8 protein-coding genes are annotated in these 13,469 nt (G+C 31.0%); 5 read left to right on the top strand and 3 right to left on the bottom strand.

The annotated features are described in order from the left end of the window. Positions 1-19 precede the first annotated feature (19 nt). Positions 20-1,303 (top strand): hypothetical protein, encoded by a 1,284-nt coding sequence (locus tag KO494_RS02075; RefSeq protein WP_215965923.1) that lies wholly within the window; start codon positions 20-22, stop codon positions 1,301-1,303. A gap of 141 nt (positions 1,304-1,444) precedes the next feature. After that, complete coding sequence (locus KO494_RS02070; RefSeq protein WP_215965922.1) at positions 1,445-4,297, top strand: TonB-dependent receptor; 2,853 nt, start codon at positions 1,445-1,447, stop codon at positions 4,295-4,297. Positions 4,298-4,372: 75 nt separating this feature from the next. Here the strand turns inward: KO494_RS02070 and KO494_RS02065 are convergent, their stop codons facing one another. Then, a complete protein-coding gene (locus KO494_RS02065) occupies positions 4,373-4,729 on the bottom strand; it encodes a toxin-antitoxin system YwqK family antitoxin (protein WP_215965921.1) in 357 nt (118 codons plus the stop codon). Between the two features lie 390 nt (positions 4,730-5,119). Here KO494_RS02065 and KO494_RS02060 point away from each other — a divergent pair, with 390 nt between their 5' ends. Together KO494_RS02060 and KO494_RS02055 are read left to right on the top strand one after the other, a co-directional pair. Beyond that, the gene (locus KO494_RS02060; protein WP_215965920.1) at positions 5,120-6,304 is read left to right on the top strand and encodes a porin; all 1,185 of its coding nucleotides are present in this window, start codon (positions 5,120-5,122) and stop codon (positions 6,302-6,304) included. Positions 6,305-6,374: 70 nt separating this feature from the next. After that, positions 6,375-8,687, top strand: coding sequence for an inorganic phosphate transporter (locus KO494_RS02055; protein WP_215965919.1), 2,313 nt, complete (start codon positions 6,375-6,377; stop codon positions 8,685-8,687). A gap of 228 nt (positions 8,688-8,915) precedes the next feature. Here KO494_RS02055 and KO494_RS02050 read toward each other — a convergent pair whose 3' ends face one another. Further along, positions 8,916-10,709 (bottom strand): ribonucleoside-diphosphate reductase subunit alpha, encoded by a 1,794-nt coding sequence (locus KO494_RS02050; RefSeq protein WP_215965918.1) that lies wholly within the window; start codon positions 10,707-10,709, stop codon positions 8,916-8,918. Position 10,710: 1 nt separating this feature from the next. Continuing rightward, positions 10,711-11,985: a ribonucleotide-diphosphate reductase subunit beta gene (locus KO494_RS02045; RefSeq protein WP_215965917.1), complete on the bottom strand. Its 1,275-nt coding sequence runs from the start codon at positions 11,983-11,985 to the stop codon at positions 10,711-10,713. A 741-nt stretch (positions 11,986-12,726) separates the two neighbouring features. Between KO494_RS02045 and KO494_RS02040 the strand changes: the two genes are divergently transcribed. Then, a complete protein-coding gene (locus KO494_RS02040) occupies positions 12,727-13,467 on the top strand; it encodes a LytTR family DNA-binding domain-containing protein (RefSeq protein ID WP_215965916.1) in 741 nt (246 codons plus the stop codon). Positions 13,468-13,469: the final 2 nt, after the last annotated feature.

Raw genomic sequence — 13,469 nt, 5'->3', positions numbered from 1 at the left:
ATTTTAAAAACAAATTCTGATGAAAAAATTATTCTTATCTGCTTTAGCAGTATTGGCTTTAGGTTTTACTTCTTGTATAGAAGATGATGATACTCCTATTATTATCGAAGAAGTGACTAACAATTACAATAATAGTGGTGATGGAGAAGATTCCGACGACTCTTGTATAGTAAAATCTGGAGGTATTGCTATAGATGAAACTTGGACTGCTGATAACTGTTATATTTTAGACAGAAAAGTTGTTGTTCAAGAAGGTGTTACTTTAACTATTGAGCCTGGAACTATAATTAAAGGACGTGCAGGAACAGGATCTTTATCTTCTGCATTAATTGTTGCTAGAGGAGGAAAAATCATGGCAGAAGGAACAGCATCTCAACCTATTATTTTCACTTCAGAAGCAGACAATATTTCAATAGGAGAAACAGCTGGAACAAATTTAGACGAAAACAACATTGGTCTTTGGGGTGGTGTTATTGTTTTAGGTAGAGCAACTTGTTCTTTCTCTGGAGATGTAAGTGAGGTACAAATTGAAGGTATTGCTGCTAGTGATACATTTGGTTTATATGGTCCTGGTGATGCAGGAGCTATTGACGATGACAACTCTGGAGTATTAAAATATATTTCTATTCGTCATGGAGGTTCTTTATTAGGTGAAGGAAATGAAATTAACGGATTAACATTAGGTGGTGTTGGTTCTGGAACAACTATAGATAACATTGAAGTTATTGCTAACAAAGATGACGGAATTGAATTTTTTGGAGGAACAGTAAATGCTTCAAACATTTTAATCTGGGCACAAGGAGATGATGCTTTAGATGTAGATCAAGCGTACTCAGGAACAATATCTAACGCTGTTGTTGTTTTAGGAGATGCTTCTGACCATGCATTAGAAATTGACGGACCAGAAGGTTCAATCAATGGTACTTGTATTTTACAAGATTTAACATTAATTGGTAACGGAGACATAAACTCTGAATATGCTGACTACAGAAGTAACGCGCAAGCAGAAACACATAACGTATATGCTTATGGTTTTGGTTCTGGTGCAGATGTTGAGTTAGATAACGATGGTGTAGCAACAAACTACAACAATGGTCTTGTTGCTTTTAGCAACTGGGAAATAGTACTTCCTGCAGGTGTAACTGCTGTAGAAGATATATTTGCTAACAAAGCAACTACTGTAGTAACACCAGGATTTGGTTCTGAAGGTACTGCAATTACTTTAGGTGCTAATACTTATGGAGCTAATACAGCTAACTTAAGTTGGACGTATGCTAATACTGTTGGAGGTTTAGGTTTCTAATCAATACCAAAGTATTTATTGGTAATGACTATAAGCTTTAAAATAATAGTTGTTCATCTTAATAAACATTGTTTTAATTAATTAAAAACACAAATCTAGCAACTGCTCTTTTTTGAGCAGTTGCTTTTATAGAAAACAAAAATGAAAAACTCAAAATATCTTATCAACATACTAATTCTATTTATCTCCTGCGTAGCATTTTCGCAATCAGGTAAAGTTGTTGGTACTGTAATTGATGGTGATTTTACTGAACCACTTGCGTTTGCAAATATTTTAGTTAAAGGAACAACTACTGGTACTGCTTCTGATTTTGATGGTAAGTATAATATTGATTTAGATGAAGGGACACATACTTTAATCTTTTCTTTTGTTGGTTATAACTCACAAGAAATTACAGATGTAGTTATTAAGTCTGGAGAAATTATAACTCTAGATGTTACTTTATCTGCTAACACTTTAGAAACAGTAGTAGTATCAACATCTGTAAAAAGAAACACGGAGAATGCTGTTTTAAATTTTCAAAAAAAATCGGCAAATTTATTAGACGGTCTTTCTGCTCAAACTATCAAGAAAACAGGTGCTAGCAACATAGCTTCTGCTGTTAAAAGTGTGCCTGGAGTTTCTGTAGAAGGAGGTAAATATGTGTATGTTCGTGGTCTTGGTGACCGTTACACAAAATCTATATTAAATGGTGTAGACATTCCTGGTTTAGATCCTGATAGAAATACCATACCAATGGATATTTTTCCAACAAATATTATTGATAACGTTATTGTAGTTAAGTCTGCTGCTGCAGAATATCCTGCAGATTTTACTGGTGGTATTGTAAATATTGTTACTAAAGATTTCCCTACAAAAGAAGAATACTCTGTATCTGTAGGTATGTCTTTTAATCCAAACATGCACTTAAAAGATAATTACCTAAGCTATGATGGAAGCAATTCAGACTTTTTAGGTTATGACAACGGAGCACGTAATAGACCTATTAACAGATACCAGTCAATTCCTGGAACATTCGAAAACAAACAACTTCTTACTACTTTAACTAGCAGTTTTGATTCTCAATTAGGAGCAGACGTAGAAAAAAGTGGGTTAAATTATGACTTTGGCTTTACCCTAGGTAACCAATACGAAGTAGGAGACAGTAACAAATTAGGGTATCAAGCTTCACTTTCTTATAAAAACAAAACAACTTTTTATGAAGAAACTAAAGATGGTTCATACACTCGTGACAACTCTAATGGTAATTTAAATAACGAATTAGCTATAAACCGTACTGTTGAAGGGTCTTACGGACAAAATGAAATTTTATTAAACGGATTAATTGGTTTAGCCTATAAAACAGATAATTCTAAATATAAATTAACCGCTTTACATATTCAAAATGGAGAGTCTACAGCTGGAAATTACGACTTATTAATTAGTGAAGCTGGAGTTGGTTCTGGATTATTAAACGGTACCAATGATGTACTTTTATACACAGAGCGTTCTATTACAAATTTTGCAATTTCTGGAGACCATTCTTTAGACGCTAATTCTGACATTAAATTAGACTGGGTATTTTCTCCATCTTTTTCTAGAGTTTTAGACAAAGATCACAGAACAACACCTTTAAGAATTGTAGAAAACCAAGGCACTACACAATACGAAATTGATGCAAGTTCTGTAGGAAGCCCATTAAGAGTTTGGAGAACATTATCTGAAGAAAGTTGGGTAGGAAACGTAAACCTAAGCAAGAAATACGAATTATTTAACAGACCTGCTAAATTAAAAGTTGGTGGTGGTTATACTTTTAAATATCGTGATTTTAGTACAGACCAATATTTATTTGATGTAACCTCTCCTATCGTTGCTAACGGAGATGTAAATAATCTTTTAGCACAAGAAAACATTTGGACAACAGAAACACAGTCTGGTACTTTCTTAGACTCTAACAATGCATTTGATGCACAAAACGCCTACGAAGGAGAATACAATGTAGGATCTATGTATATTTCTAATGAGTTTAATCCTGCCGAAAAGTTAAAAGCTATTGTTGGTTTACGAACAGAAAAATTTGATTTGTACTACACAGGAGTAACCAATGAAGGTGCTGTAATTGGAAAAAACACAATAGATAAATTTGATTTTTTCCCTTCTGCTAACTTAATCTTTGCTGTTTCTGACAGAACAAACATTAGAGGTTCTTATTCACGTACCACTGCAAGACCTTCATTTAAAGAAGCATCTACAGCACAAATTTATGATCCAACTACCAACCGTTTTTTTATTGGTGGTCTAGATAATAATACATTTGATAATGTAAAACCATCTTACATAAACAACTTTGATTTACGTTACGAAGTATTTAGAGAAAAAGGACAAATGATTGCTTTAAGTGGTTTCTACAAAGACTTTAAAGACCCTATTGAGCTAGTATCTTTCCCACAAGCGTCTAACCAAATGACGGTTACCAATACTGGTAATGCACAAGTAATAGGAGCCGAAATTGAACTTAGACAAGCTTTAGGTTTTATTGCTAATTCTCTAGAAAACTTACGTTTTAATGCCAATGTATCTGTTATAAACTCTGAGTTAAAAATGACAGATCAGGAATATAACCTAAGATTAACTAACGCAAGAGTTGGTGAAAACATTGAAGACACCAGACAAATGCAAGGACAATCTCCATTTTTATTAAATGCAGGTTTTGATTATGGTAATGATGACAATGGGTTTAGAACTGGTATTTACTACAATGTACAAGGTAAAACTTTAGAAGTAGTAGGTAACGGATTTGTACCAGACGTATACACTAAGCCTTTTCATAGTTTAAACTTTACACTTAACAAGGCATTTGGTGAAAACAAAAACTCTGCTATAGATTTTAAAATATCAAACATTTTAGGATCTGATAGAGAGAGTGTTTATGAATCTTATAATGCTAACGACCAAATATTTAAATTACGTTCTCCTGGAACAGAAATTTCTTTGGGCTATTCTTATAAATTCTAAATACTGTTTTAAATAAAACAAAAAAAAGCATCCTTAAATTAAGGATGCTTTTTTTATTATATGCTTTATAACTTACTATTCTCTAATAGCTAAGGTAGATTTGTTTGACCACTCATTTACACCAGTTATTAAATTATTGGTATAATCTACTTCTTTTAACTTGTTATCATTCCAGAAAAACCATTTCCCCACCTTTACTCCATTGTCGTATTTAGCAGAAACTGTTTTTACTCCTTCTAAGTCAAAACTTAACCATTCTCCTTGAAGTTTACCTTCTTTATTAAAAAACCCTGTTTGACTTACCGTTCCATTATCGTGAAAGTATGTTGCTTCAAACAAGTTTGTGTCTTCGTTAAATTTTATACTTTTTTCGTTTTGTGCAAAAGTTACCATTGTAAATAATAAGATTGCTATAGATAATATTTTTTTCATTTCGTATTTGTATTTAATTAATGATTCTGTAACAAATATAGATATTTTTTTACAATTATGAAACTATTTGGTAACATTAAATTAACATTGAGGCTTTATTCAACTGATTTACATCTTGTTACATTTTAAAAACCAAGTTATTATATTAATAATTCCTTAATATTGACTTAATATTAACCTTACTTATAAGATAGATATTTGATTGTATTTTAAAATACCACAAAAGTACTTCATATAATACATTAGTTTTTGTCGACTATATTATCATGAATTCTATAGGCTGCTTTGGCCAAAGCAGCCTTGTTTTGTTTGTAAAATTTAATGATTTAGAAACATTTAGTTAACATTAATATTGGTTCTTTGCAGTGACAAAAACTAATAAGTAACTTAATGAATATCAGGTATTTATTAATTGCAATTTCTCTACTTGCAATTAACTCACTACGTGCACAAGAAAACCAAGCTTCTAAATTTGGACAAGGTTTATTTAATCTTATAGGAAAAGATAGCACCTTTACCATGAAGATTGGAGCTAGAATGCAGTTTCTTGCAATGTCTAGTTGGCAAGAAGGTGAAGCTAACGAATCTAACTTTTTAGTGCGTCGTGCCAGATTCAAGTTTGATGGTTTTGCACTAACTCCTAAATTAAAATATAAAATAGAACTGGGTGCTTCTAATAGAGATATTGCTGGAGCTTCAGAATATACTAGTAATGCACCAAGATATATTCTTGACGCAGTAATAAAATGGAATTTTCACAAAAACTTTGTGCTTTGGTTTGGGCAAACAAAACTACCTGGAAATAGAGAGCGTATAATTTCATCAGCCAACATGCAACTTGTAGATCGCTCTTTATTAAACAGAAGGTTTAATATAGATCGTGATTTAGGAATTCAATTAAGACATCATTTTAATATTTCAGACACCTTTATTATAAAAGAAGCATTTGCTATTTCACAAGGAGAAGGTAGAAATATTACTTCTGGAAATATTGGAGGCCATCAATACACAACACGTATAGAGTTTTTACCTTTTGGAAACTTTTCTGGCAATGGAGATTATGTTGGTAGTTCTTTACAACGTGAAGCAACATCAAAACTAGCTATAGGTGTTACTTATGATTACAATAATAACGCTGTAAAAACAAGAAGCAATCAAGGGGATTATATGATTAATGAAAATGGTGATTTTCATGAAACAAACATATCTACTTTATTTATAGATGCCATGTTTAAATACAAAGGGGTTTCTTTTATGGCAGAATATGCTAACAGAAACGCCGATGATGTATTTTACACCAATGAAGATAATGAAATTAAAGCCGTACAAATAGGTAATGCCTTAAATTTACAAGCAGGATACTTATTTAAAAAAAATTGGGAAATTTCAGGAAGGTATACCAATATAGATTGGAATAAACGTATTGAAAACCAAAATGAAAATCAATATACTATAGGTGTTTCCAAATATATAGTGGGTCATAAACTAAAGGTACAATCTGACATTAGCCACTTAGAAACAACCAATAGCAACAATGAACTTATGTATAGATTACAATTTGAAATTCATTTTTAAAAACATAACAATTACGTAACATATTAGTCAAGAACACTAAAGATATTTGCAAACATTTTTAACTTAAATTATGGATAATATATACTTATATATGATAATTGCTTTAGCTATATTGGCTATCGCCGATTTAGTAGTAGGAGTAAGTAATGATGCAGTAAACTTTTTAAATTCTGCCATAGGATCTAAAGCTATTTCCTTTAAAACTATCATGATAGTTGCAAGTATAGGTGTAGCTGTTGGAGCTGTTTTTTCTAGCGGAATGATGGAGGTTGCACGTAAAGGAATTTTTAATCCTGGAGAATTTATGTTTAATGAAATCATGATTATTTTCATGGCAGTAATGATAACAGATATTCTTTTATTAGATTTCTTTAACACCATTGGTATGCCAACCTCAACTACAGTATCTATTGTATTTGAATTACTAGGAGCTGCTGTTGCCATGGCTTTAATTAAAATTGGTAACGATGGAGGAACTTTTACTGATGTTGTTAATTATATAAACACCTCTAAAGCATCACAAATTATATTTGGTATTCTCCTCTCTGTAGTAGTCGCATTCTCTATAGGTGCGTTAATACAATGGTTTACTAGATTATTATTGTCTTATAATTTTGAAAAGAAAGCAAAATGGGTTGGTGCACTATTTGGCGGTCTTGCACTTACAGCAATTACGTATTTTATTTTTATGAAGGGTTTAAAAGGCACATCGTATGCCAGTCAACCTTTTGATCTTTTGGGTGGTGATACCATGAAAGACTTTTTAGAGCATCAAGTATTCTCTATCATAATTGTAAGTTCTGTAGTTTGGTCTTTATTATCTTTTGCTTTTATAAGCTTTTTAAAAGCTAATATTTACAAACTAATTATTGTTGTTGGTACTTTTGCTTTAGCCTTGGCTTTTGCAGGAAACGATTTAGTAAACTTTATTGGTGTACCAATTGCAGCATATAATGCCTTTACAGAATGGACAGCTTCTGGTTTGGCTGCAAATAATTTTCCGATGGATGTATTGGCAGAAAAAGTACCAACAAACAACTTGTTACTATTTATAGCAGGAATGATCATGGTATTAACTTTATGGTTTTCAACTAAAGCTAAAAAAGTAGTAAAAACTTCTTTAGATTTATCTAGCCAAAGCGCAACCAAAGAACGTTTTCAACCAAACTTTTTATCTCGTGGATTTGTTAGAGTTGCTATGGGAATGTCTCAAATGTCATCGTATATCTTACCAGAAACTTGGCAAGTAAAAATTGAAAAACAATTTGAAGCTCCTGTAATAAAAATATCTAAAGACAAAGTACATGAGTTACCTGCTTTTGACATGGTTCGTGCTGCTGTTAACTTAATGGTTGCTGCAGTATTAATTTCATTAGCAACCTCCTATAAACTACCACTATCTACAACCTATGTAACATTTATGGTTGCTATGGGTACCTCTTTAGCAGATAGAGCCTGGGGAGCAGAAAGTGCTGTATACAGAGTTGCTGGTGTTCTTAATGTAATTGGAGGTTGGTTCTTTACTGCTTTTAGTGCATTTCTTGCAGCTGCTTTAGTTGCGTATTTATTAAACCTTAACCTGCAAGTAATGTTCCCTATACTTCTTGTAGCTGCTTTTGGTTTATTATTAAGAAACTATATAGCACACAACAAAAAAAATAAAGAAGTAAAAGCTGAAGATAGCTTAACAAAAGCCGAAAGCAGTTCTGTACAAGGTGTTATACACGAAAGTGCAAGCAATATTGCAAGTGTAGTAAAACGCGGAAACAGAATATATACCAATGCTGTTAAAGGGCTTGCAAAACAAGATTTAGCATTACTAAAAAAGAATAAAAAACAAGTTATTAAACTGTCTGAAGAAATTGATGAGTTACGTGATCATATTTTCTATTTCATAAAAAACCTAGACGAATCTAGTGTTGGTGCTAGTAACTTTTACATAAACATTTTAGGATACTTACAAGACATGACACAGTCTTTAGAATACATATCTAAAGTAAGCCATAAGCATATTAACAATAACCATAAGAAGTTAAAATTTAATCAAATTAAAGAGTTAAAGCAAGTAGATGATAAAGTGGAAGTTTTATTTAACGATATTCAAGATGCTTTTGATTCTGGTTCTTTTGAAAAAATTGGAGCTATTTTAAATGATAAAACAGAAGTATACAATTTAGTAAAACAAAAAATACAAGCACAAGTTTCGCGCACACGTACCGAAGAGTCTAGCCCTAAAAACACAACCTTATACTTTGGGTTGTTATTAGAAACAAAAGACTTACTGAACGCTACTATGAATTTACTAGAAGAATACCATGGTGCTCATGATAGCAGTATAGAACCTGCTACTATTATTGCAGAGGCAGAAGTAGAAGAGGAATAGATAGTAATTATTATTTTCTATATTATAAAAAACCACCTCATTAGAGGTGGTTTTTTATTTCTATAACACATACTTCATAAAAAGATATAGGTAACTTCTGTTTAATAATTACACATACATAAATAGCTTTTACTTCTAATATAAAACATCTTTATAATAGCTGTAAACAAAAAAACCATCTCCTTATGAGATGGTTTTTTTCAAATAACACTAATTAAATTATACTAATTAACCTTCGCAACTAGTACATTCTTTCTTTTGCTTAAATTTTTGAGCAGCATTCATACTGTGTTGGTAGTACAGTGATTTAACACCTAGCTGCCAAGCAGTAACATAAATTTTATTAATATCTTTTACAGGCATATCTGGGTGTACCATAATATTTAAAGACTGTCCTTGATCTATGTGGTTTTGTCTGTTTGCTGCTTGATAGATTATGGTCATCTGATCAATTTCAGAATAGGTTTTAAACACATCTTTTTCTTGCTCTGTAAGACCTTCTAAATGTTGTACAGAACCATCATAATCACGAATGCTTTTCCAAACATCTACCGTATTCATTCCTTTTTCTTCTAAAAGTGCTACTAAAAACGGGTTTTTAATAGTGGTTTTAATTTTAGCAATATCTTTTACATAACTGTTAGACCAAATTGGCTCAATACCTTGAGATACTTGCCCTAAAATAAATGCAGATGAAGTTGTTGGTGCTACTGCATTTAAGGTAGTATTACGTCTTCCGTAACCTTTTAATACTTCTGGTTCACCAAATAATTTTGCTAATTCTTCAGATGCTTTTTTAGATTTTTCGCCAATGGTTTTAAATATTTCACTGTTTAAATTAAAAGCTTCCTGACTATCAAAAGACAACATTTTAGATTGTAATAAAGAGTGCCATCCTAAGGCTCCCATACCTAGAGCTCTATTTTCTTTTGCAAAGTTATATGCTTTTTCCATAAACATAAATGTTTGCTGGTCGTCTCTATTACTAGAATCTCTATAATCTTCTAATTTGGTAATAAACTCTTCTAGAACGGCATCTAAAAAGTACACCATAGTTTCTACAGCATCGGTATCTTTCCATTTGTCATAGTGCAATAAGTTAATTGAAGAAAGTACACATACAAAAGACCATCTATCATTAGTTGGTAGCATGATTTCAGAACATAAATTACTTGCGTAGATTTCATGGTTCTTATCTTGGTACACATCTGGAGCAGTATTATTTGCATTGTCTTTAAAGAAGATATAAGGATATCCTATTTCTCCTCTACGTTGTAATACTTTTGCCCAAATAGCTCTTTTATCGGTATCACCATCAATCATTTCTTGCATCCAATCATTACCAACGGTTACACCATGTGTTAATTCTTGAATAGGGTTTCCTTCGGTACCAATTTCTAAAAACTCGTTAATATCTGGGTGATCTATTGGTAAATATGGTGAAAAACGACCTCTTCTTACCGAACCTTGACTTACTACATCTACCATTTTTTCAAAAAGTTGCATGATGTGTACAGCACCAGAAGACTCACCGTTATTTTTAACAGGAGCTCCGCGATGACGTAATTTACCAAAGTAACCAGAAGTACCACCTCCTAATTTAGACATCATTCCTACTTCTGATTGTGTATATAGAATATCTCCCATATCATCAGAAATATGCGAACCAAAACAGCTAATTGGTAAGCCTCTTCGTTTACCAAAGTTTGACCAAACTGGTGAAGCTAAAGAGTAATACCCTTCTGCCATATACCCATAAAACTTATCTGCAAAGCCATCTATTTTTAAAATAGCTTCTGCTCTTTCAGCAATTTCTCTAATTCTTTCTTCTGGTGTTGTATCTTCTGTTAAATACCCTGAAGATAAAAACTTGCGACTATTTTCTGTTAACCATTTAATTTCTGGTTGTGTAGCAGCTTCTTTTCTAGCTTCTTTTCTAGCGTTAATTAATTCATCATAGTTAGAAGCTTTTGCTTCTGGGCTAACATTAGCCTCTGTGTTTTGTTTTGTGTAGTTGCTCATTTTAAAATAGGTCGTCGCTGGTTATACTTTTTGTTCTTTTACTATAGTTAATAGATCTTTTCACGAAGAAATCTCCATGTTTTGTTCCTATAATCTCATCATCAAACCATTCGGTTTGTGCTACTAATTCTTGGTTTACTTCAAAAACTTTGTCAATTCCAATACTCTCTAAAGAGTTGTTAAAACGGTTTTTAATAAACTCATTAATTACATTCTTTGGTAAGAAATCTAATTCTCCTGCTTCAAAAATCCAGTCTATAATCTGACTTTCAGATTCAAAAGCTTCTTTACATAAATCTTGTACTTTGGTTGCGTGTTCTTGATCAAACCAAGTAGGATTTTCTTGTTTTATAATTTTAATAATATCGATCCCGAAATCTCCGTGAATTTGCTCTTCTTTAGAGGTTGCTTCTACTACATTAGAAACTCCTTTAAGCATATTTTTATGCTTATTAAATGCCATAATAATTAAAAACTGAGAAAATAAAGATACGTGCTCAATAAATAAAGAGAACAGTAAAACAGATTCTGCATACTCTTTATTGTCTTCACTTTTAGAGTTTTTAAGTGCCATTTCTAAATAATGCACACGACGCATAATTACAGGCTTTTTCTTAATATTTTTAAACTCGTTATTAAGTCCTAAAATTTCTAATAAATGTGAATAAGCATCTTGATGGCGTACTTCACTTTCGGCAAAAGTTGCACCTACAGAACCTATTTCTGGCTTTGGCATTTTATTATAGATTTCTCCCCAAAAGCTTTTTACAGCAACTTCTATTTGAGAAATAGCAAGCATGGTATTTTTAATGGCATTTTGCTCAACAATATTCAGTCTTGTTTTAAAATCTTGAATATCACTAGTAAAATTAAATTCAGAGTGAATCCAGTATGAGTGTCTAATAGCATCTACATAATCATTAAGCGCAGGATACTCATAAGGTTTAAGATTGATACGCTTTTCAAAAATATTTGTTTTTCTATTTCTAGCTTGTTCATCTCTGTATAAAATATATGCCTTAGCTACATCATGAAATGCGCTTTCCATTAATTTTTCTTCTACAAGATCCTGTACTTGTTCTACAGTAGGAACATATTTATAATCTAATTGTTTTCTATCTAATAAGGCTTTTAGTACATTAACAGAGATAGTATTTGCATCTTCTTTGGTACCATTACCAACAGAAAGCATGGCTTTTTCTATTGCATTAGAAATTTTATTTAAAACAAAAGGGCTTGTTTCGTAATCTCTTTTAATAATTTGGGTAATCTCCATAATACTTTAATTAATTAGCTAGCAGTTTGGTTTATATGAATGAAATATCAATCAAAAACTTAATAATAATCTATAAAAAACGTGTTATATTTTCCTTTTTGAGGAATAAAAAAGGGCGCATTTTTCAAAAAAAAAATAGATTTTTTTTCTCTTCATTTTTGATAAAATTTTAGAAAATCAATTCTATTTTTTGCCTTGAACAAAGATTAACAATTGTCTTTAAAAAAGAAAGAAGGTTTTATAAACGTTGTCAACAAGTTTTTAACAAATGAGTATTTACCTTGTTTTTCAAAGGATTTAACCCCTTTTTTACAACTTATTGAATTTCATAACATTAAAATTATCAAATTATGATAACCACAGTATAATAAGGACTTATAAAAAATTAAAAAACAAAAAAAAACGAGTGTTTTCACACTCGCTTTTCCTCCTAAAATAACTAACTGAAATAATAAAAAATCAATCTATATGTTTATATAATTTAGGTGTTTTTAAAATTATATAAGTTTACTAATAGTACATTAATATTGATTCTTTTTACAATTAATAGCATCACTAATATCTTGTTTTTTTACAACACTTTAATAAACAAATGTATAGTTGGTAAGTTATTATGTATAGTTGGTAACTTTATTAAATATCAAGTCTAAAAAATATAAAATCATGCTTATTACACACAAATAGTAACCAGCCATACATATTAAAGTTAAAGCCTCATTTTATATTATTATATTTGATATTATGATAAAAGCAGTAATTGTAGACGATGAGCAAAAGGCAATCCAAAGTTTAACTTGGGAGCTTGGGCATTTTAAAAAAGACATAGAAATTGTAGAAACATTTACTAGTCCAGAAATGGCTATCACTTATTTAAACAAGACATCAAATACACCTGACTGTCTTTTTTTAGATATACAAATGCCAACAATGGATGGGTTTCAATTTTTAGAAAAACTTAGCAATAAAGGTTTTGCTGTAATAATTACCACTGCTTATGATGAATATGCTATAAAAGCAATAAAACACGAAGCTATAGATTACTTACTAAAACCTATAGACTCCGATGATTTAAGCAGCACCATAAACAAGCTAAAGAATTTACTTATTAAAAATATTAATTATGATAAGCTAGAAGAATTGTTTTACAAGTTTAATAATGAAAACAGCAAACAAAAAATTACTATAAACACAGACGGAAAACTTATTTTTATAAATGTAGATGATATTATTTTTATAGAATCTGATGGTAACTATAGTACCCTTTTTTTACAAGACAATCAAAAACTTCTGGTTACTAAAAAATTAAAAGAAGTAGACGCTATATTACCCGATAAATTATTTTTTAGAATACATAACTCATACATAATAAACTTAAATAAAGTAAAAGAATTTATTAAAACAGAAGGCTATGTAGTTATGCAATCTAACCATAAAATACCTGTTGCCAGACAACGTAAGTTAGATTTTTTAGACCGACTTTAACA

It is taken from the genome of Lacinutrix sp. C3R15 (assembly GCF_018860825.1).
Classification (GTDB): Bacteria; Bacteroidota; Bacteroidia; order Flavobacteriales; family Flavobacteriaceae; genus Oceanihabitans.
The sequence above is the reverse complement of the archived record's forward strand: the minus strand, read 5'-3'. Positions and strand labels throughout refer to the sequence as shown.